The sequence below is a fragment of the Sphingomonas sp. CARO-RG-8B-R24-01 genome (assembly GCF_022662295.1).
Taxonomy (GTDB): domain Bacteria; phylum Pseudomonadota; class Alphaproteobacteria; order Sphingomonadales; family Sphingomonadaceae; genus Sphingomonas.
This window is the reverse complement of record NZ_JAKNQI010000001.1, coordinates 948,843-970,497: the sequence shown is the minus strand read 5'-3', so window position 1 is coordinate 970,497 and position 21,655 is coordinate 948,843. Positions and strand designations below refer to the sequence as shown.

General features: G+C 68.8%; 10 protein-coding genes. 2 read left to right on the top strand and 8 right to left on the bottom strand.

Annotated features, from left to right (window positions below):
• Positions 1-129 precede the first annotated feature (129 nt).
• The 6 genes from L8G49_RS04600 to L8G49_RS04575 are packed head-to-tail and all read right to left on the bottom strand — an operon-like array spanning position 130 to position 13,324.
• Positions 130-2,058, bottom strand: coding sequence for an alpha-L-fucosidase (locus tag L8G49_RS04600; RefSeq protein WP_242182767.1), 1,929 nt, complete (start codon positions 2,056-2,058; stop codon positions 130-132).
• Positions 2,059-2,072: 14 nt separating this feature from the next.
• Positions 2,073-4,397 carry a GH92 family glycosyl hydrolase gene (locus L8G49_RS04595; RefSeq protein WP_242182766.1) on the bottom strand — a complete coding sequence of 775 codons (2,325 nt, stop codon included), beginning with the start codon at positions 4,395-4,397 and terminating at the stop codon, positions 2,073-2,075.
• Positions 4,394-5,824 (bottom strand): glycoside hydrolase family 125 protein, encoded by a 1,431-nt coding sequence (locus L8G49_RS04590; protein ID WP_242182764.1) that lies wholly within the window; start codon positions 5,822-5,824, stop codon positions 4,394-4,396. Before L8G49_RS04590 ends, L8G49_RS04595 begins: the two co-directional genes overlap by 4 nt.
• The gene (locus tag L8G49_RS04585; protein WP_242182761.1) at positions 5,821-8,370 is read right to left on the bottom strand and encodes a glycoside hydrolase family 3 C-terminal domain-containing protein; all 2,550 of its coding nucleotides are present in this window, start codon (positions 8,368-8,370) and stop codon (positions 5,821-5,823) included. The genes L8G49_RS04590 and L8G49_RS04585 overlap by 4 nt, the downstream gene beginning before the upstream one ends.
• Positions 8,367-10,970 carry a glycoside hydrolase family 2 protein gene (locus L8G49_RS04580; protein WP_242182760.1) on the bottom strand — a complete coding sequence of 868 codons (2,604 nt, stop codon included), beginning with the start codon at positions 10,968-10,970 and terminating at the stop codon, positions 8,367-8,369. Before L8G49_RS04580 ends, L8G49_RS04585 begins: the two co-directional genes overlap by 4 nt.
• Positions 10,970-13,324 (bottom strand): family 20 glycosylhydrolase, encoded by a 2,355-nt coding sequence (locus tag L8G49_RS04575; protein ID WP_242182758.1) that lies wholly within the window; start codon positions 13,322-13,324, stop codon positions 10,970-10,972. Before L8G49_RS04575 ends, L8G49_RS04580 begins: the two co-directional genes overlap by 1 nt.
• Before the next feature lie 244 nt (positions 13,325-13,568).
• On the opposite strand from L8G49_RS04575, the gene L8G49_RS04570 reads away from it, so the two are divergent.
• Together L8G49_RS04570 and galA are read left to right on the top strand one after the other, a co-directional pair.
• Complete coding sequence (locus tag L8G49_RS04570; RefSeq protein ID WP_242182756.1) at positions 13,569-14,306, top strand: GntR family transcriptional regulator; 738 nt, start codon at positions 13,569-13,571, stop codon at positions 14,304-14,306.
• 36 nt (positions 14,307-14,342) lie between these two features.
• Positions 14,343-17,270 (top strand): beta-galactosidase GalA, encoded by a 2,928-nt coding sequence (gene galA, locus L8G49_RS04565; RefSeq protein ID WP_242182754.1) that lies wholly within the window; start codon positions 14,343-14,345, stop codon positions 17,268-17,270.
• 108 nt (positions 17,271-17,378) lie between these two features.
• Here the strand turns inward: galA and nagE are convergent, their stop codons facing one another.
• Together nagE and ptsP are read right to left on the bottom strand one after the other, a co-directional pair.
• The gene (gene nagE, locus L8G49_RS04560; protein WP_242182752.1) at positions 17,379-19,100 is read right to left on the bottom strand and encodes an N-acetylglucosamine-specific PTS transporter subunit IIBC; all 1,722 of its coding nucleotides are present in this window, start codon (positions 19,098-19,100) and stop codon (positions 17,379-17,381) included.
• Positions 19,097-21,619 (bottom strand): phosphoenolpyruvate--protein phosphotransferase, encoded by a 2,523-nt coding sequence (gene ptsP / locus L8G49_RS04555; protein ID WP_242182750.1) that lies wholly within the window; start codon positions 21,617-21,619, stop codon positions 19,097-19,099. Before ptsP ends, nagE begins: the two co-directional genes overlap by 4 nt.
• Positions 21,620-21,655 lie beyond the last annotated feature (36 nt).

Here is a 21,655-nt window from a genome sequence, read left to right as displayed (position 1 = left end):
CCGTTCCCCTGCGCCAACGCGGACCGGGGCGCAACATCCGCGGTCATTCCGGCACCGCAAGGCGCCTTGTGAACCGGGTGACCGCATTCCGCTGGGTCACCCTGCCGCGGCATCTGCGCCCCGGCAACGTCATCGCGGCGCGATGAAGCCGCCGACGCCTGCCAGGGCGAGGGACGCCGCAGGAACCGCGGTCGCCCCGAACGACAGGCGCAGCCACCGTGCGGGGCGCGGCCTGGCGAAGGCGAGGCGCTGCGTGGCCAGCGCATAGGCAATGTTGGCGAGTTCACCCGCGCCGGCCGCTTCCCAATGCGTCCCGTCCGTGCTCGTCTCGCAGCTATAGTCGCGCGGGGGGGCAACGCCCGTGTCGAGCGTCCGGGATGGCGTGATGCTGATCCCGCCGAGCCGGACCTGCTGCCCCATGTCGATCGTGACGCTTGCCGGCTTGCCGGCGCCGGGGGCGGGCGTCGTCCAGCGCGTCGCCGCGTCATCGTCGAGCAGCGCCTCGGCACCGGGGGCCGAGGCGGCAACGATCCGCCAGCCGGCGGTCGACAGGATCGTCGGGTCGGTCCTGGTGCTCGGGACGACGGCGACGGGCGCGGCCTGCCGGAACAGGGCGAATTCGCGGATCGCGGGGCAGGCGGGTGCCTCCAGGATCCGCAGCCGGAGCCGACGCGCGGCGATCGGGCGGGGCAGGCGGATGATGCGTTGCGCGCCGATGCCCTGATGCTCGGCCAGCGTCTGCCACGTCCCATCGACCTCGGCATCGATGGCAAAGCGGGTGACGCGGACGCCGAGCGGCAGATGTTCGCGCAACCGGATCAGGTCGAAGCTCCGCCCCGGCGGCAGGTCCAGCGTCAGCGTCGGCGTGTGGATTGCATCGGGCGTGGACCAGTAGCTGTCGCTGTTTCCGTCGAGCACATGCGCGGCGGCGAACGCCGCGCCGCGTTCCGCGCTCGCGTGCGCGACCGCGCCGAGCGCCAGGTTCGTGGCATAGGTCGTCGCCTGTGCCGCACCGAACGATTTGAGGACGGCGGCGTCGGTGTCCGGGATCCGGCCGCGCCGATCGGGCGGCAGGTTGAGGTTGAGGTTGGTGCCGCGCCCTACCGATTCGTCGAACAGCTTCAGCAGGCGTTCGGGGGTCTTCACCTTGCCGTCCTCGTCGGCGTGGTAGAACCAGCCGGGACGGATCGACACGTCGGTCTCGGCAGGCCACCACAAGGGGGCACCGCGTACGCCGCTATTGCCCTCGGACTGAACGTAGGGATGGTTGGGCATGGTTGGCCAGCACGGATCACCCGCAACGCCGTCCTCGTTCCCGACCCACCGGATATCCGCGCCGAGCGGATCGAAGGTGCACGCCATCGGCTGATGCTTGTGCACCAGCGCGATCGTCGTTGGCCAGTCGTAATAGGCCGGCGCGTCGATCTTGCGGGTTTCGCGCGCGCCACCGTAATAGCCGTCGCCACCGTTCGCGCCATCGAACCAGAATTCGAACAATGCGCCGTAGCGCGTGCAGAGCTCGACGATTTGCTTGCGGAAATAGTCGACATAGGCCGGGCGGCCATAGTCGGGATGATGTCGGTCCCATGGCGACAGGTACAGTCCGAACGCGAGCCCGGCGCGCCGCGTCGCCGCTGCCATTTCGCCGACGATGTCGCCCTTGCCGTGCTTGTACGGTGTGTTGCGGATGCAGCGTTCGGTGAGCAACGTCGGCCACAGGCAAAAGCCGTCATGATGTTTGGCGGTCAGGATGATCCCGGTCATCCCCCCCGCCTTGGCCGCCGCGACGATCTGGTCGGGCGCGAAGTCGGTCGGGTTGAACAGCACCGGATCCTCGTCGCCATACCCCCATTCCTTGTCGGTGAAGGTGTTGATCGAGAAATGGATGAAGGCATATTGCTGGCGCTCGTGCCATGCGCGCTGGCGCGCCGAGGGCGTTGCGCCCCAGGGCGCCGGGGCGCCCGCCGTTGCCCTGGCGAGCGCAGGGGTGGCGAGCGTGGGCAGGGAGGTGGCGGCGAGGCCGGAGGCGATCACGCCACGGCGCGAGGGATGAGGCATCTGGATCTCCGGGATCAGGCCGAATGGCCGAAGGATGGGGGGCGATCGGCGCGTGCGGCGCCGAAATCTCGGTTGGGCGTGGCCGACATGGTGAAGCGCAGCGTGCCGCCCGCGCTCAGCGTGCGATGGTCGATCCAGCTCCTGGTCCAGGGTTTGCCGTTCCACGTGACCGCCGTGACATAGGGCGTATCGGCACGATTGCCGGGTGCCTCGATCGTCAGCGTGCGACCCGCGCCGACCCGCACCGTCGCATGGTCGAACAGCGGGGCACCGAACACATAGGCCGCCTCGACCGGGTCGACCGGATAGAAGCCGAGCGCAGAAAAGACGAACCATGCGCTCATCTGGCCGCAATCGTCATTGCCGATGATGCCGTCGGGCGCGTTGCGATACATTTCGGCGCACAGCCGCCGCACCATCGCCTGCGTCTTCCACGGCTGGCCGGCATAGGCATAAAGATACGCGGCATGCTGGTCGGGTTCGTTGCCGTGCGCATATTGCCCGAGCATGCCGGAAATGTCGGGTGGCGCATTCCTGGGTAGCGTGGAGGGTGCGGAGAAGAACGCGTCGAGCTTTGCCGCGAACGCCGCGTCGCCGCCGACATGCGCGATCCGGCCATAGATGTCGTGCTGGTTGAGGAAGGTCGCCTGCCAGCCGTTCGCCTCGGTATAATCCCGCCACCACGGTTTGGGCATGTGCCCCAGCTGGATCGGATCGTAGGGCGTCCACCAGCTGCCGTCCGTAAAGCGCGGGCGCGCGAAGCCGGTCTCGCGGTCGATCACGTTGCGCCAATTGCCGGACCGCTTGAGCAGCCGATCGGCCGCCGCGCCCGCCCCCGCGGTGCGCGCGAGATGCGACGATGCCCAGTCGTCATAGGCATATTCCTGGGTCCGGCTGACGCTTTCGAACACGGCGTCCGCCGGGACGTAGCCCAGCCGGTCGTACAGATCGCGCCCGAGGCTGTTGTCCTTGTCGGGGGCGGTGACATCGAAACTGCGCCTGGCGGTCGCGGGCCAGGCGGCGGCGTAATCGGCGGGGATGCCCTTCGCCTGCGCCTCGGCCAGCGGGACGACGCCGTGCCAGCCGATCATCGTGCCGGTTTCCTTCCCCTGCAATGGCCAGACGAGCGGGCCGAACGGCGATTGCTGGGTCTGGCGGATCAGGTCGTCGATCAAACTCTTGGTTCGTTCCGGCGCGATCAGCGTCAGCAACGGGTGGAGCGCACGGTAGGTGTCCCACAGCGACCAGCTGCTATAGGCCGCCCCGCCGCGCGGAGCGGTGTGGATCTGCCCGTCCAGACCGACGTAGCGACCGTCGACATCGGAAAACAGCGTCGGGGCCAATTGCGCGTGATACAGCGCGGACGCCATGATCGTGCGCTGGTCGGCACTGCCGCCGGTGACCTGTACCGCGCCGAGCGCCTCTGCCCAGCGCTGGCGCGCCGTCCGCAAGACCCGGTCGAAATCCCAGTCGCGCGCTTCGGCCGCCAGGTTCGCGCGTGCGCCCGCGACGTCGACGCCCGAGATGCCACAGCGCAGCACGATCGGTGCTGCCCCCGCATCGGTCCAGTGGAGCACCATCTTGAGGCGCTTGCCGGCAATCCGCTGCGTCCCAGCGGGCTGCTCGGTATCGCCGTCGGCGTAGAAGGTGACACGGTCCGGCCGCCGCGAACAGTGCAGCGCGAAATGGATCCGCCGGCCCTTCGCCCAGCGGAACACCCGTCGGCCGCCGGTGATCGTCCCGTCCGCATCGATCGCAAGCGTTGCGTCGTCGATCAGCGGCGCCGAGTCGGAGGTATCGTGGACCAGATGTGACAGGTCGATCAGCACGTGCCCCGCCCCGCGAGGGAAAGTGTAGCGATGCCAGCCGGTCCGCTCGGTCGTCGTCAGCTCGGCGGCGACCCCGGATTCCAAGTGCACGCGGTACGACCCTGGCTCGGCGGCTTCGTTCGCATAGCGCTGGCGATAGCCCGCATCGGGATTGTCGAGCGGCCCCGGCAGCAACTGTACCGGTCCGGTCGTCGGCACCACCAGCACGTCGAGCATGTCGCCGATTCCCGTGCCCGACAGATGGGTGTGGCTGAACCCCATGATCGAGCCGTCGCCGTGGTGATAGCCCGAACACGTCGCCCAGCGCTCGACATCGGTATCCGGCCCCAGTTGCACCATGCCGAACGGCAGCGTCGGGCCGGGGTAGGTATGGCCGTCACCGCCGGTGCCGACGAACAGGTTGGGCGCGGTGCGCGGCACGGTCGGCCTGCCGACGACCCGTGCGGGCAGCGCGCCGGCGAGCAGCGCGAGGGCGGAGCTTCCGATCAGGGTACGGCGGTCGATGGTCACAGCGGGGCTTCCAGCAAGGCGGGGCGGGTATGGGCGATGCGAACGATCAGCTCTCCGAACAGGCCATTGGCCCAAGCGAACCAGGAACGCGTGAACTGCGCGGGATCGTCCTGGTCGAACGTCTCATGCATGAAGCCGGTGCCGGCATCGGTATCGCGCAACGTCTTCAGGCAGGCGCGGATCGTCGCCGGGTCATCGCTCGAGAGCGCGCGGACGATCAGCGACATCGGCCAGATCTGGCGCAGACCGACATGCGGGCCGCCAATGCCTTCGCCCGCCTTGCCCTTGAAGAAATACGGGTTGGCCGGGCTCCACGCCGCGGCCTGCGTGCGCAGCCATAGCGGATCGTTCGGCGCAACGCAGCCGAGGTAGCCGAGTCCCGAAAGCGACGGCACGTTGGCGTCGTCCATGAAGATCGCATTGCCGAAGCCATCGACCTCATAGGCCCACACGTCGCTGCCGTCGCGCAGCCGCATCCGGCCGTGCTCGGCGAGCGCCCGCGCGACTTCGTCGGCCAGCGCGGTGGCCTCCTGCGCCAGCGCCGCGTCACCGCACGCACCCTGCGCGACGACGGCAAGCTCGCGCAGGACCGTCACCGCGAACAGGTTGGCCGGGATCAGGAAAGGGTAGAGGCAGGCATCGTCCGACGGGCGAAAACCGCAGTGGATCAACCCCACGGAGCGCGACGGGTTGCCAAGGCCTTCCAGCGGCATCGTCTCGATATTGCGGTCGCTGACGCGCAAGAAACGGTAGGGGCCTGGACCGTCCTTGCGCTGCTGCGCGCGGAAGGTCGCGATGCTCAGCCGGGCTGCCGCCGCCCAGCGCGCGTCGAACGGGGTTGGGTCGCGGGTCGCCTGCCAATAGCCATGCGCTAGCCGCATCGGATAGCACAGGGAATCGATCTCCCATTTGCGTTCGGCGACGCCGGGTTTCATCTCGGTCTTGTCGGTCAGCGCCCAGCTGAGCGTGGTCTTGGCGGACGGATCCTCCATGAAGGCGTTGGCGTAGGGATCGATCAGGATCGAGCGCGCCTGTCGCGCGATCAGGCCGCGGAACACCGTGCGGAGCGGCGCGTCCTCGCGTGCGAGGTGGAGATAGGGCGTCAGTTGTGCGGAGGAATCGCGCAGCCACAGGCAGGGAATGTCGCCGGTGATGACGAAGGCATCGGGCGCGCCGTCGATCGTGCGCAAGCGCACCGTCGTATCGAGGGTGTTGGGGTAGCAATTGGCGAACATCCAGCGCAGCTTCGCGTCGCCGATCTTCGCCGAGACGCGCGCGATCTCGCGTTCGACCGCGCGACTGGTGAAGCGGCGCGCGCTGGCATCGGGGCGCTGGCTCGGAAAAGGGACAGTCCCCAGCGCCGGGGATGCCGCCAGGGTGGCACCAGCCACGCCACCGACCAGCGCCTCGCGCCGGGTGAGGATCATTTCGGCAGCTCCTGGCGAGTCCCGGTGATCGTCAGGTCGATCCATGCGCCCGGTGCGGTGTCGGGCTGGCCGCCGCCGACGAACAGGCGATAGCTGCCCGGTTCGACGGTCCGCGTGCCATCGTGCGCGACGAGGCTCAGGCTGCGCGGATCGAGCGTGAAGGCCGCCTCGCGGCTCTTGCCCTTGGCGATGGCAATCCGGGTAAACCCGACCAACTGACGCTGCAGCACGGGGGACGTCATCCCGCCGACCGGCTTTACGGTCGGGACGAGATACGCCTGCACGACCTCCTCGCCGTCGCGCGGTCCGGTATTGGCGACGCGGACGCGGACGGTCGCGGGCTGACCGGCCGCAACCCGGAGGGTCGAGACCGGCGCGGTATAGCCGAAGCGCGTATAGCTGAGCCCATGGCCGAAGCCCCAGGCGGGCGTGCCGGTAAAGTAGCGATAGGTCCGCTCCTTCATGCCATAGTCGACGAAGGCGGGCAGGTCGGTGGTGCGGGCATAGAAGGTGACCGGCAGGCGCCCCGAAGGATTGTTGCGCCCGGCCAGCGTCTCGGCAATCGCGGTGCCGCCCGATTCACCCGGATACCAGGCGGCGAGGATCGCGTCGGCGTCGTTCGGGTCGAGCGCGACCGCGCTGCCGCTGGTCAGCACCAGCACGAGCGGCTTGCCGGTCGCCTTGAGCGCCGCGATCAGCCGTTGCTGCGCAAACGGCAGCGCGATGTCGGTACGGTCGCCGCCGACGAAGCCGGGAACGCTGATCGACAGCGCCTCCCCCTCGAGGTCGGGCGACAGGCCGACCGAGACGACCACGACATCGGACGCCTTGGCGGCAGCAACGGCTTCGGCGATCAAGGGTTCTGCCGGCGGCAGCCACATCAACCGTACGCCGCTATCGTCGCTGACGTGGTCGAGTTCCAGCTGGAACGAGACCGCGCGTCCGTCGCTGGTGAACGGCACGTCGATCTGGCCCTTCTTGATCTCGCCTTCCGCCAAGGGCTTGCCGTCGATCCACAACCGCGCAGCGTCGTGGGACTTGCAATATTTCCAGCACGCCGGCGCATCGATGACGAGGCGATAGCTGCCCGCCCCGGGGGGAACGAGCGCGCCGGTCCAGCGGGCACTCCACTGCGCGCCGAGCCCGGGGGCGGGTGGTGCGCGGTTGGTATCGTGATCGATCGTGCGTTCGAGACGGGACACGACGGGCTGGCCCGCGAAGCCCGGCGCAGCGAAATAGTCGGCCTGCAATCCCGCGGCGCCGTTGGCGCGCAACGCCGTTTCCGGCACCAGCACGGGTGCGCCGTCGGCCAGCAGCGATCCCTGCGCATAGCGCACGTTGGCCGTGCCGAACTGACGCCGCAGCCCCTCCAGTGGGGTGACCGGCGTGATCGCGGTGCCGTGATAATTGCCCTGCAATACGCCGACATCGTCGGCATCGGCACCGATCAGGGCGATTCGCGTGCCCGCCTTGAGCGGCAGCCGGTTGCCTTCGTTCTTGAGCAGCACGATCGCCTTGCGGGCCGCTTCGAGCGCGACCGCGTGATGATCGGGCGTGCCGACCTCTTTGGGCGAAATCCGCGACCACGGGCTGGTCGCGCCGTAAGCGATGCCCAGCGCACGACGCGCCGACAGGGCGCGGCCCAGCGCCGTATCGATCTCCTGCTGCGTGACGAGCCCGCGCTTCAGCGCTTCGGGCAGCGCCGCGTAGGTGGTGCCACAGTTCAGATCGGTCCCGCCCTTGAGCGAAGCCGCCGCCGCGCCCGCTGCATCGAGCCGGTAATGATGGAACATGTGGACGTTGGCGACCGCGTCGCAATCCGAGACGGTGAAGCCGGTGAAGCCCCACGCACGCCGGAGCCGGTCGATCATCAACGGGGCATTGGCGCAGGCGGGGACGCCGAGGATCGCATTATACGCGCACATCAGCGACTGCGCCTTGCCCTCGGTCACCGTCATGCGGAACGCGGGCAGGTAAGTCGCTTCCAGATCCTGTGGGGACGGGTCGACGTCGAAACTGTCGCGCCCGGCCTCGGGGCCGCTGTGCACCGCGAAATGCTTGGGTGTCGCAATGACCTTCGGGTGCGCGGGATCGGGCCCCTGAAGGCCGGTGACGAAGGCGACGCCGAGCCGCCCGGTCAGATACGGATCCTCGCCATAGGTTTCCTGCCCGCGGCCCCAGCGCGGATCACGGAAGATGTTGATGTTGGGCGACCAGATCGTCAGCCCCTCGTAGATCTTGCGATCGGCGCCGACCGGCTGCGCATTGAACTTGGCGCGGGCTTCGGTCGCGACGACATCCCCGATCCGCTTGACCAGCGGCGCATCCCAGGTCGCCGCCATGCCGATCGCTTGCGGGAATACCGTGGCATAGCCGTTGCGGGCGATGCCGTGCAGCCCTTCGCTCCACCAGTCATATGCCGGAAGCCCGGCCGCGGGATCGGCGGGGGCGCTGCTCTGGAGCTGCGCCGCCTTCTGCTCCGGTGTCATGGTGGCAAGGTTGGGCGAGACTTGAGCGGCTTCGGCCGCGAGCAAGAGCCAGATCATCGACGGGATCCCAGCGAACGGAGGGTGAGGGCGGCGGCAAGCGCCTTGGGCGAGGCTTTGGAGGTTACGCTGAGCGTGCGGCTTTCACCCGGCAACAGGTCGAACCCGTCATCCGAAGGATGCGCCCCGACGTCGCCGAAGTCGAGCATGACCGCGCGCGCCAAGGCAGTGGCGCGAACCGTCACCCTGTTTCCGTCCCAGGTCGCGCTGAGCCCGGGGTCGGGATAGTGCATCGTCTTGGGAACCCCGCGCTCGATCATCGCGCGGCTGACGACCGCATCGCCGACGAGCAGCTCGGCCATCGCATAGCTGGTCGCGGGATCGGCCCCGGCGAACAGCGTGGCGTCGTCGAGTTTCGCCACGTCGGTCGCCGACAGTGCGGGCATGGTCGCCGCAGCGCCCTGCTCGGCCAGCGGCTTGCCCACCATGTCGAATGCCCGAACGCGCCAGCGCGCCGGTGTCGGCGTGGTCGCGTCGGACACGAGCGCGATCCGCGTGGTCGACCCGGTGTGTTCGGCGACGATCACCTGCGGCGCGAAGAAACGGCGCGCGGCAAATTGCAACAGCTTCCACCGACCGTCATGATCGATGCTCGACCAGGAGATCGACGGCCATACGTCGTTGAGCTGCCAGAAGAGCGACCCCATGGTCACCGGGCGGCAGGAACGGTGATGGAGCGCGGCCAGCGCGATCGCCTGGGCTTGGTTGACCTGGCTGAGATAGACGAAGTCGGCAATGTCCCGGGGTTCGCCCAACCGGTCCCGCATGTACAGCAACAGCCGGTCGTTGCCTTCGCCCGCCAGAAATTTCTGGTGCGCCTTCAGCACCGCACTGTCGGGTTTCAGCGGCCCCTTGCCCGCGAACGCGCGGACCGTCGCCATGTCGGGCATCGCCTGAAAGCCATATTCGGACATGAAGCGCGGGCACGAATCGAGATAGCGCTCGACCGGCTTGGACCCGGACCAGACGTCCCAGAAATGGCGATCCCCGGCGGCATCCGTATCGACCGGGCCGTCGTAATCGGTCGAGGGCGAACCCGGCCAATAGGGCGTGCCCGGCGCGCGGGTCAGCACTGCATCGCGCAGGACGCGGTCGAACAGCACCGCCATGCCGGCACCGATCCGCTCCTGCTCGTCTGCGCCGACGGCTTTCTTGAACGCCTTGCGATCGCCCCAGTTTTCCCAGCCGGCCAGGATTTCGTTGCCGCCTGACCACAGGACGATCGACGGGTGATTGCCGATCCGTTCGACCTGTTCCTCCGCCTCGATCCGGACGGTCTCGCGGAAGGCGGCGTCGGGCGGCGTGACGGAACCGCCGAACATGAAGTCCTGCCACACCATCAGGCCCATTTCGTCGGCCATGTCGTAAAAGGCGTCATCGAGATAATAGCCGCCGCCCCAGACGCGCAGCATGTTCATGTTGGCGTCGCGCGCCGCCGTGAGCAGCGGGCGCATCGATGCGGGCGTGACGCGCGTCGGGAAGCTGTCGAATGGAATGACGTTCGCGCCCTTGGCGAAGATCGGGATGCCGTTGACGCGGAACCCCATCGCGCCGCCACCGCGGATCAGCTCGACCGTGCGCAATCCGATGCGGCGTTCGGCGGTGTCGGTCGCGGTGCCGTCCTGGGTGAGCGCGGCCGTGACGCGGTACAGCGGTTGTGTGCCATAGCCCACGGGTTGCCAGCGCTCCGGGCGCGCAACGGTGATCGGCAGCGATACGGCATTCGCGCCCGCCGCCAGCGTGATCTGCTGCACGACGTCCTGCCGCGCCCCGTCCGGAGCGGTCAGGGTGACGCGGACCTGCGCAATGCCCGGCCGATCCGCCTGGATGGTTGCCTTGGCGGACAGCCGCGCCTCGGCGTCCGACAGCGCGTCCTGCTCGACGCGCAGCGTATCGATCCGCGCGCTGTCCCATGCCTCCAGCCGCACCGGGCGCCAGGGTCCGACGTTGAGGATTCGGGGACCCCAGTCCCAGCCGTAATGATATTTGGGTTTGCGAATGTAGGGGGAGGTCTGCCGTCCCTTGGGTTCGTCGCCGAACGCCGAGTCATACTCGCCCGGAAGCGATTGCTGTTGCGCCATCACCATCGGCTGCAGCGTCCTGATCGGTGCGGCGAAGGTGATGAGGATCTCGTTCGCGCCGGCTTTCAGGAAGCGCTTGGCGTCGATGCGGAAGCGGCGATGCGCATTCGCCGCGCTGAGCGCCGTCTGGCCGTTGATCGTCACCGTGGCGAAGGTGTCCAGACCGTCGAACACCAGATCGAGATGGTCCCGCGCAAGCAACGCCGGCGTGACCTGGAGCGTCCGCCGATATTGCCAGTCGGTCCGTCCGACCCACTGGATCGCGGCTTCGTTGGTCGACAGGAACGGGTCGGGCACGCGGTGCCGCGCGATCAGGTCCTGCTGGATGCTGCCGGGCACCTTGGCCGGGAACCAGCGCGCCTCGCCGCGATGCGCCGCGACGGCGGTACCGTCGGACGGCGCGATGCGCGCCTGCCAGCCATCGTCGAGACTCATTGCCGAGCGCGGGGCCGCGACGGCGGGCGCCGCAATGCCGGCCAGAAGGGCTACGAGCAAAGCGGTTCGCAGCGACCGGCGCATCAGTGGGGCTCGCTCAGTTGCACGGACGCGAGCGCGTAGTTCGGGCCGGCGGCCGGCGATGTGAATTGGAAGCATAGATCCTGATCCCCCCTCGTTCGGGGTAGCGTACCCGAAAATGTCATGCGCGTCGGTGTCTTCGCCGGGTCAGGCAAGGGAAAACTCGCCACGACTACCGGCGCTAAGCTACTCGGACCGGCCGGCCCCTTTTGCTGTACCGGACAGCCAAGGGACACGATCAATTCGCCGAACGCGGTGACGCGATAGTGTTGCCGGACATCGGCCGTCTCGTGCGCCAGCCCGAAATTACGCGGAAACCGCGCGACGTCGACCGTAAAGCCCGTCGCCACGTCGAGCGGGGCAGCCGGATAGACGCTGCACGTGTCGAACAGGGCGACATGGAAAGCGGGACCATAGGCTTCGGCATCCGGGGTCAACGGCATCCGCAGCGCGAGCGTCTGGCCAGGGCAGGCGACGAGGTCCGCCGGGGTGCGGTTCAGCAAGGCGGCCCGGCTCGTCGCGAAATCGCGAACGTGGGCCGTGGCGCGCCCGTCGGCATCGAACGCGGCGGCCTTGATGGTCGCGCCGGGGGGCAGGTTCAGCGGTGCGCGATAGGCTGGCGACCTGGCGGACGGTGCGCTGCCGTCGAGCGTGTAGCGGATCGTTCCCACCGGCGCCTGCGTACTCAGCGCGACGGCAACCTTGCCCTTGCGCAGCGCGTCGCCGCGCGTGCCCTGCACGGCATAGGTCACTGCAAAGGCGCTGTCCGCCACCTCGATCCCGCTGCGCCGCCAGCGCGCGACCTGGCGGGCAAGACGGTTCGTGAAGCCGGCGAAGTCGCGCGGCGCGCGGGACCACGTCGTTTCCGCCAGCGCCGCCGCGCGCGGAAACAGCGCATGCTGCATCTGGTACGGCGTCACGAGATATTCGCTCCAGGCATTCGCCTGCGCGCCCAGCACATGCCTGGCGCGGGCCGCGTCGATCCCCTTGGGCAGGGGGTCATAGGCGTAAAGGTCGGCGAGCGTCTGGACGGCGAGCCGGCCGGGCGGTTCGTCGCCCTGGTCGCTTTGCAGATTGTCCAGATAGAGCGTCGGGGCTGGCGACAGCACTACATCGTGCCCGGCGTTGGCCGCATCGACCGCGCCCTGTTCGCCGCGCCACGACATGACCGAAGCGGACGGCGGCAACCCGCCCTCGAGGATCTCGTCCCAGCCGATCAACCGTCGTCCCTTGGTGGCGAGGTAGCGGCCGAATGCGTCGATCAGCCAGCTTTGCAGCGCATTCTCGTTCTTCAGTCCCAGCGTCTTGATCTGCGCCTGGACCTTCGGCGCGCGTTCCCATTGGTCCTTGACCGCCTCGTCCCCGCCGAGATGGACGTAGCTGCCGGGGAATACCGCGATCAGTTCGTCCAGCACATGCTCGACGAACGCGACGCCCCTTGGCCCGGGGTCGAGCAGATAGGGGTTCACCCCCCAATCGTGCGACACCGCCGGCTGGTCGCCCAGCACGCCGAGCTCGGGATAGGCCGCGACGAGCGCCTGGGCATGTCCGGGCAGATCGATCTCCGGAACGATCGTGATCCCGCGCTCGCTGGCGTACCGCACGAGTGCGCGCAACTGGTCCTGGGTATAGAAACCGCCGATCCGCGTCGTCGGCGCCGGTCCGCCAGCGGACGGCGGCGTCCGGAACGCGCCGAGCGCGGTCAGCCTCGGATAGCGCTTGACCTCGAAGCGCCAGCCCTGATCATCGGTCAGGTGCAGATGCAGCACGTTGAGCTTCACCGCCGCCATCTGGTCGACGATCTGGTACAAGGACGGCAGCGGCTGGAAATGCCGTGCGACGTCGACCATCAGCCCCCGCCACGCAAAGCGCGGCGCGTCCTCGATCGTGACCCCGGCGAGCGTCACCGGCTGGCCGAACGCCTGGTCCGGGCTGAGCAACTGCGCCAGCGTCATCGCACCGTAGAAAAAGCCGCTGCGGGTCGCTGCCGCGATGCGGATCCCGGTGGCGTCGATCTCGAGCCGATATGCCTCCGGTCCCGTGATGGTGCGGTCGCGGACGAAGCGGATCGTCGCTGCCGACGACACCGTCCGTAGCGCGATCCCGCGCGTCGTCGCGACCCGATCGATCAGCAATCGCGCGGCGGATGCGGCTTCCGCATCGCCGGGGGGCGTGGCAATGCCGGTGCCCGTCGCAACCGTGACCGATCCCGACGCTGGCGCACTTTCGGCGGGAAGCGGGAGTAGCGGCATCGCGGCCGGCACGGATGGCGCGGAGGCGGCAACCGCCGCCGAGCAGGCACACAGCGCGCTGATCGCGCCGAGCCACCGCCCCAGCGTGCGCGCAGAATTTGCCATGCCTCGTTCCTCCGCTCGGTCACGCTACAACGCATCCCGCTACGGGGTGTAACCAATATAAGTCCACTTGCAAGCGGTCCGGCGGTATCCGTGGTGTTGCAATCGCCAGGTTCCACAATGGCGAGAATACCAATCTGAGGAGGGACTATCCCGATTGATCACCTCCGGGACATTGACTAGGCTGCCCGGCAAGAGGGACATGCGGGCGAGGAGAGGCATCGCATGCTCGCCAGGGGGATGGGCATTGGCATTTACGCATCAGATCGGCACGTTCAGGGAGGGCAATCCCGCCCCATTGTATCTGCAGCTCCAGCAGTTGATCCGCGACGCGATCGGGCAGGACCTGCTGGCACAGGGGGATGCGATTCCGGCCGAACGCGACCTTGCGGCCGACTATGACGTTTCGCGCATCACCGTGCGCAAGGCGATCGGCGGGCTGGTCGAGGAAGGCTTGCTGACGCGGCGGCGGGGAGCGGGCACGTTCGTCACCGGGCGCGTCGAGAAGAGTTTCTCGAAGCTGTCGTCCTTTTCCGAGGACATGGCGGCGCGCGGCAAGACCGCGTCGAGCAGCTGGATCAGCCGCACGACGGGGACGGTCGATCCCGAGGAAGCGATGTCGCTGGGTCTTTCCCCGGGTACGCCGGTCTATCGTTTCCATCGCATCCGCTTTGCCGACGAGCAGCCGATGGCGCTCGAATTCTCGACCATCGCCGGCTATTGCCTGCCAACGATCGGTGCGGTCGAGGAATCGCTCTACACCGCGCTCGACAAGGCCGGGAGTCGCCCGGTGCGCGCGTTGCAGCGGCTGCGTGCAATCCCGTTCGGGGCGGAACATGCGCGGATGCTGGGCGTCGATGCCGGCCATCCCGGGCTGCTGATCGAGCGACGCGGGTTCCTCAAGGACGGCCGCGCGGCCGAGTTCACGCGGTCCTATTATCGCGGCGACGCTTATGATTTCGTCGCGGAGCTATCCGATCTCTGAGCGTTGCCGTCGACGCCGTTCCAAAGGAATAGGGTCATGAACCGTCGCCAGCTTCTGCTTGCCTCCGCCGCCAGCGCCGCGGGGGTGGCGAGCGGCAGCCTGGCGCGGCTTCCCGGGCCTGTCGTCTCCGGCGACGCGGGCGGACTCCCGATGCCGCGTCCGACCCATGCGCTCCCCCCGGTTCTGCCGGAGTCCGATCCGGCGCGGGTTCGACTGGAGCGCGGATGGCAGTTCCATGAGGGCGACGTCGTCGCGGTGGCGCCCGCGAACCACGAACAGACCTATCTCAGCGTCAAGGCCGGCAACGCGCAGGGTGCCGCTGCGATGGCGTTCGACGATTCCGACTGGCTGCCGGTGCGCCTTCCGCACGACTGGGCTGCAGCACAACCGTTCGTCGAAACCGCCAATATCTCTCAAGGGTATCGGCCGCGCGGGATCGGCTGGTACCGGCGGACGCTGCGTCTGGATCCGGCGGATCGCGGCAAGAAGATCGAGCTGCAGTTCGACGGGATCGCAACCAATGCGACGATCTGGGTCAATGGCAGCGTCGCGGCGCATAGCTGGTCGGGCTACACCGGCGTCGTGGTCGACCTGACCCCTTTCGCGCGCTTTGGCGATGCGGAGAATGTCATCGCGGTGCGGGTCGATGCGCAGGCGATGGAGGGCTGGTGGTATGAAGGCGCGGGGATCTATCGCCATGCCTGGCTCGTCCGTCGCGCCGCGGTCGCGATTGCGAGCGATGGCCTGCATGCCGACCCGCGCCGCGATGGTGACGGGCGCTGGCACGTGCCGGTCGTGGCCACGCTCACCAGCGTGGACCATGCGCCGGCGACGGTCACGGTCGAGGCAATGCTGCTGGATGCGGTGGGGCATACGATCGCTCGTGCCGCGGTGTCCGCAGTGGTCGGCGCGCTCGAGGACTCGGTCGCGACGCTGACGCTGGACGTCCCGTCCCCCGATCTCTGGTCGATCGAGCAGAGCAAGCTATACACGCTCGTCGCCCGCGTGCGCCGCGACGGCGCGGTGGTCGACGAACGCCGCGTGGCGATCGGGTTTCGGACGATCCGGTTCGATCCGGCCCAGGGGTTTTTCCTCAACGAACGTCACGTGAAGATCAAAGGCGTCTGCCTGCATCAGGATCATGCCGGCGTGGGCGTGGCAGTGCCGGATGCGTTGCTGCGCTGGCGACTCGAGCGGCTGAAGGCGATGGGATGCAATGCGATCCGCTGCTCGCACGGCGCGCCCGCGCCCGAACTGCTCGATCTGGCGGACCGCATGGGGTTCGTCGTGATGGACGAGAACCGCCAGTTCAACCCCGCGCCCGATTATCTGGCGCAGCTCGAATGGCTGGTGCGGCGCGATCGCAATCACCCTTCCGTCATCCTGTGGTCGGTGTTCAACGAGGAACCGATGCAGGCGACCGAGGCGGGGGTCGAGATGGTGCGCCGGATGGCGCATGCGGTGCGCGCGCTCGATGACAGCCGCCCCGTGACTGCCGCGCTCAACGGGTCGTTCTTCGATCCGGTCACGGTCGCGAACGTCGTCGATGTCACCGGGTTCAATTATTATCAGAACGATTACGACCGCTTCCACGCGATGTTCCCGGCCCGCGCGATGACCAGTTCGGAGGATACCAGCGCGTATGAGACGCGCGGCGCCTTCAGCGGAGACCCGGCGCGGCATATCGCCTCGTCCTACGACGTCGAGGTCACGAGCTGGGGCGACACGCATCGCTCGACGTGGAAGAAGATCGCGGACCGTGCCTTCGTCGCGGGCGGGTTCGTCTGGACCGGCTTCGACTATCATGGCGAACCGACGCCGTATGCCTGGCCGACCATCTCCAGCTTTTTCGGTATTCTCGACCTGTGTGGATTCCCCAAGACCGCATTCGACATCCATCGCGCGCATTGGGTCGACGACGCTCCGGTCGTCAGCCTGGCACCGCATTGGACGTGGCCGGGACGTGAGGGGCAACCGATCGTCGTCTTCGTGATGAGCAATGTCGAGCAGGTCACGCTTCGCCTGAACGGTCGCGTCCTCGGCACGCAACCGGTCGACCGGATGATGGGGAACAGCTGGAGCGTTCCCTATGTCGCCGGGCGGATCGAAGTGGTGGCGACGCGCGGCGGGCGGACGGTGGCCAGCGCCGTCCAGGAAACGACGGGCGCACCCGTCGCGCTGCGGCTGACCCCGGCGCGCAGCATGATGGCGGGGGACGGCGAGGATACGCAGCCGGTTTCGGTCGACGCGATCGACGCGCGCGGGCGGCATGTCCCGACCGCCAACCTGCCGGTGCGTTTCGCGGTGTCCGGCGCGGCGATCATCGGTCTGGGCAATGGCGATCCCAATTGTCACGAACCCGAACAGTCGGCCGCGGACGCGGGCGCCCGTTCGCTGTTCAACGGTCTGGCGCAGGCGATCGTCCGGGCGGACACCGGCAAGGGACGCATCGTGATCGAGGCGCGGTCCCCCGGGCTTGCGCCGGCCCGGATCACGATCGATCGGCTTGGCATCGCGGCACCCGCGCAGGTGGCGGTCACCGCGCCGCAGCAACGGATCGCGCAGTGGCGGCGATCGATGCCGTTCGACGCACGGCCCTCGCCCGACCTCGCGCCACGCGACGGCGACAATAACAGCTGGGCGTTCGTCGCCAGCGGAACGGCAACACCCGGCGGGGACGGCGGCGGCGGTGATGGGGGGCGGTGGCGGATCTATCGGACCGCGATCGTCCCGTGGCGCGCGTTCGGCGCGGGCGGGGGGCGGGTTCACTTCGCGTCCGTCGTCGGGCGCGGGGAACTATGGGTCGACGGCCAGCGCATCGCGACCAAGGCGGACGTTGCGGCGGCACCGATCGACGCGCGGATCGCCCCGGGCGCGGGGGCGCGACAGATCGTCCTGATCCTCGAGGCGGACAGTCATGCCGCCTCGGGCATCGTCGGCCCGGTGACGCTTTCGGCGGCGTAGCGCAGCCGCGGTCACCTGCGGCCGGTCTCGATGGGCCGAAGGCGCAGGAGCCTGCCGCTCCGCACCCTAGGTCGCCGGCGCGCTCGTTCGATGGCGGCCCGGCCAGCCTCAGCCGTTCGCCAGGCGTCCCAGCAGTTCGTCATCACCCAGCAAATGCAGCACGTTCTGGCTGGGGCGCGCCACCCCGTGCAACTGCAACGCCCCGAGCGCCGCATCGTCGGCCACCGCGGCATCGCGCAGCGCGATCCTCAAGCGGCCGTGATGGCGCGTGCTGCCCGTGATATTGGCGGCCCCGCCGAGCGCCGCGACGAGCGGTATGGCCAGCGCCAGATCCGCGACTGCGGCCGGAGCCTCGACGCGCGGCGCGGCGGGGGACTCCGGAATTCCGGCGGCGAGCGCATCGCGGATCTCGACCGCAACGATGTCCGCAACCGGCCCCAGCACGACCTGTAGCGCGGTCGCCGAAGGACGGATCATGCCGCGCGCGCCAAGCGCCTTCAACGCCCCGTCATCGACCAGCGCCTGGTCGCGTACCACCAATCGTAGCCGCGTCGTACACGCCCCGACCGATGCAAGATTGCCCGCGCCGCCGAGCGCCTGGGCGAAGGCCTGCCCCCGCCCGCCCGGCGCGACGGGCGCCACCGCGACCAGCGTTTCGGACAGTGGTTCGCGGCCGGGAGTCGGCAAGTCGAACCGCTGGATGAAGAACCGGAACAGGCCGTAATAGAGCGCAAAATAGATCGCGCCGATCGGCAGCAGCATCAGCGGGCGGGTCGCCTTGCCGAAGTTCAGCACATAATCGAACAGCCCCGCCGAAAAGCCGAACCCCATCTTGACCCCGAGCAGGTCCATGATCGCCATCGACAATCCGGTCAGCACCGCATGGATCACGAACAGCACGGGCGCGAGAAACATGAAGCTGAATTCGATCGGCTCGGTCACGCCGGTCAGCATCGACGTCAGGGCGAGGCTAAACAGCATCCCGCCGACCGCCTTGCGCCGATCGGCCCGCGCCGCATGGTACATGGCGAGGCACGCCGCCGGCAGGCCGAACATCATCACCGGGAAGAACCCCGCCATAAAGCTGCCCGCGCTCGGGTCGCCCGCGAAGAAGCGGCGCAGATCGCCGGTCGTGCCGTGGAAGTCGCCCACCACGAACCACGCGATGTTGTTGAGCAGGTGATGCAGTCCAGTGACGAGCAGCAGGCGGTTCAACAGGCCGAAGACGAACACGCCGGGGGCGCCGGCGCCGGTCGCCGCAAGGCTGATCGCGTCGATCGCCGCGCTGATCCCGTGAAACGCGAAACCGACGACGGCGGCGAGCACCAGTCCGGCCAGCCCGCTGATGATCGGCACGAACCGCCGGCCGCCGAAAAACGCCAGATATTCGGGCAGTTTCATTGCCGAGAAGCGGTTGTAGAACAGCCCGCCGACCAGTCCCGACAGGATGCCGATCGGTACGTCGAGGCGGGCCATGACCTTCGCCTTCCACGCTGCGGTCGCGAGATCGACCGCGGGTCCGGTGAAGCCGGCGAGTTCTGACGGCGGCACCACCAGCAGGGTCTTGCCCGCCTCGGTCGTCACCAGGAAACAGGTGACACCGGCGAGGCACGCCGCGCCATTGCCATCGCGCGCGAAACCGGTCGCGACGCCGAGCGCGAAGAGCAGACCGAGATGGTCGAAGATCGCCTGGCCCGCCGCGCCCATGAACGGGATGCCGAGCAGGTCGGGCTGGCCCAGGCGGAGCAGCAGCCCGGCGATCGGCAGGACCGCGATCGGCAGCATCAGCGCGCGACCGAGCGATTGCAGTCCGCCAAGGTTCGGTTTCATGCCGGGGTCTCCTCGGAGGCAAAGCGTCGGGCGAGCGTGCGGACTTCCGGCGCGGAGGCACAGGCGAGGACCGCCTGTGCATGCGCGCGGCAGGCCTCGAGAGATATTTCGCGCACGCGCGCCTTGATCGTCGGGACCATTGCGGGCGCGGCGGAGAGTTCGGTCACGCCAAGCCCAAGCAGGATCGGCACCGCGAGCGGATCGGAAGCGAGGCTGCCGCACACCCCCGTCCATCGCCCATGCGTCGCACCGCCACGACAGGTCTGCGCGATCAGGCGCAGCACCGCCGGGTGCAATCCGTCGAGCGCGCTGGCGACTGCGGGGTTCGCGCGGTCCATCGCGAGCGTATATTGCGTCAGGTCGTTGGTGCCGATCGACAGGAAATCCGCCTCGCGCGCGAGCGTGTCGGCAGTGACCGCGGCGGCGGGCGTCTCGACCATGATGCCGAGCGCGATCGGCGTCGCGATCTCCATCTCGGCGCTCAGCCGGTCCAGCACGCGCCGAACGTCGCGCAGTTCCTCGACCCGCGCGACCATCGGCAGCATGATGCGGCACTGGCCGATCGGCTGCACCTGCAGGATCGCGCGCAACTGATCCTCCAGCAATGCCGGATGCGCCAGCCCGACGCGAATGCCGCGCAAGCCCAGCGCCGGGTTTTCCTCGGCCGCCATCGTCAGATATGGGGCCGGCTTGTCGCCCCCGATGTCGAGCAGCCGGACGATCAGCGGGCGTCCTGCGAGCCCGTCGGCGATGGCCTGATAATCTCGATGTTGCTCGGCGACGCTGGGGGCGGTGTCGCGGTCCAGGAACAGGAATTCGGTGCGGAGCAGGCCGCAGCCTTCGGCGCCATTGGCCACTGCCGGTGCGGCTTCGGATGCCGCGCCCAGATTGGCGAACACCTCGATCCGCGTGCCGTCGGCGGTGTGGCACGCTGCCGCCGCCGTGGCGAGCGCATCGGCGCGCCTGCGCGCGGTCGCGGCCTGTTGCGCTTCGGCCACGGCAATCTCGTCGGCGGTCGGATGCGACAGTAGCCGGCCCTTGTTCGCGTCGACGATGATCCGCGTGCCCTCGGCGATGTCGAGGACGGCGGCACCGGCAGCGACCAGCGTCGGCAGGCCCATCGACGCCGCGAGGATGGCGACGTGCGACGTCGGTCCGCCACGGGCGATGCACAAGGCCGCCAGCCCTTCCGGAATGGCGATCAGATCGGACGGCAACAGATCGTCCGCGATCAGGATCGTGCCGACGGCATAAAGGTCGGCGGTCGGGGCTGCGCCAACGAGCAGCGCCAGCAGGCGTCGTTCCAGGTCCAGCAGGTCGTCCGCCCGCTCGGCCAGCCGGGCGTTGCCGCCCGTGCGGAGGATGTCCGCCTGCTGCCGGATCGCCATGCGCCACGCATGGCCTGCGCTTTCGCCGCGCGCGATACCCGCATTGGTCGCTTCGCGCAGTTCCGGATCGTCGAGCAGCGCCGCATGCGCCTGAAGGATGGCCTGCGCCGGCCCCCGCGCTGCGAGCGCCTGGCGCGCGACGTCCTGCACCAGCTGGCTATGCGCGTCGTCGAAGGCCTGGGTTTCCACAGCGATGCCGCGCCCATGTACAGGAACCTCGATATCGGCGGTCCGGTGCTGGCGGACCGGCCCGACCGCGAGCCCGGGGGCCGCGCAGACGCCGCCGATCGTGCCGGGCGCCAGATCGTCGGGGACCGGCGACGGGGGCAGAGAAGGGGAGGGGATCGCTGGTGTCGCTGGCGCTTCTCCCATGCCGCCGGCGATCAGCGCGACGAGGGCGTCCAGCGCCTGGTCGGCATCGTCCCCGTGCGCGCTCAACGTGATCTCGTCACCGAACGCGATGCCGAGACCAAGCATCCCGGTCGGGCTGCGCGCGGAGGCCGAGCGATCCCCCTTGGCGATCGTCACCGTGGCATCGCGCTCGCGCGCCAGCGCGGCGATGCGCGCGGCGGGACGGGCGTGCAAGCCATGCGGCAGGTCGATCCGGAGCGTCCGCGTCGCGCTGATGCCGCTCGCATCGTGCGGTTCCTGCGGTGCCCCGGCGGATGTCGCCGTCGGTTGCAGCGTCATCAGCGCGGCACCCACCGCGATCGGTCCCGGCGCGGCGATATCGGACACGACGGTCCCGCCGGTCTCGGTCAGCAGGATCGGCGTGATGACCGCCCGCGCCGACTGGACCAGCAGGTCGAGGTCGAACCGGATCAGCGGATCCCCCGAAGCAACCTCATCCCCGATCGCGACCAGCGGGGTGAAGCCTCGCCCGTCCAGCGCGACCGTGTCGATCCCGAGATGCATCAGGATCTGGGCGCCGTTTTCCGCCTCGATCGTGATCGCATGCCCGGTCGACTGAAGGCCGACGATGCGCCCGGCGCATGGCGCGTGCAGCGTGTCCCCGGTCGGATCGATCGCAATACCGTCGCCGAGCATCCGTCCCGCGAACACCGGATCGGGCACCGCTTCGAGCGGGGTGACCCAACCTTCCAAAGGTGCTGACAGGATGATCGGCGCCATGGTGTCTCCTCGATCGGGGGGGGGGGAGCGTGCCGC

Excerpts from the sequence above, each read along its gene's own strand:
- L8G49_RS04575 (WP_242182758.1), bottom strand. The coding sequence starts at position 13,324 with ATGGCAAATTCTGCGCGCACGCTGGGGCGGTGGCTCGGCGCGATCAGC.
- L8G49_RS04580 (WP_242182760.1), bottom strand. The coding sequence starts at position 10,970 with ATGCGCCGGTCGCTGCGAACCGCTTTGCTCGTAGCCCTTCTGGCCGGC.
- ptsP (WP_242182750.1), bottom strand. The coding sequence starts at position 21,619 with ATGGCGCCGATCATCCTGTCAGCACCTTTGGAAGGTTGGGTCACCCCG.
- L8G49_RS04590 (WP_242182764.1), bottom strand. The coding sequence starts at position 5,824 with ATGATCCTCACCCGGCGCGAGGCGCTGGTCGGTGGCGTGGCTGGTGCC.
- L8G49_RS04600 (WP_242182767.1), bottom strand. The coding sequence starts at position 2,058 with ATGCCTCATCCCTCGCGCCGTGGCGTGATCGCCTCCGGCCTCGCCGCC.
- nagE (WP_242182752.1), bottom strand. The coding sequence starts at position 19,100 with ATGAAACCGAACCTTGGCGGACTGCAATCGCTCGGTCGCGCGCTGATG.
- galA (WP_242182754.1), top strand. The coding sequence starts at position 14,343 with ATGAACCGTCGCCAGCTTCTGCTTGCCTCCGCCGCCAGCGCCGCGGGG.
- L8G49_RS04585 (WP_242182761.1), bottom strand. The coding sequence starts at position 8,370 with ATGATCTGGCTCTTGCTCGCGGCCGAAGCCGCTCAAGTCTCGCCCAAC.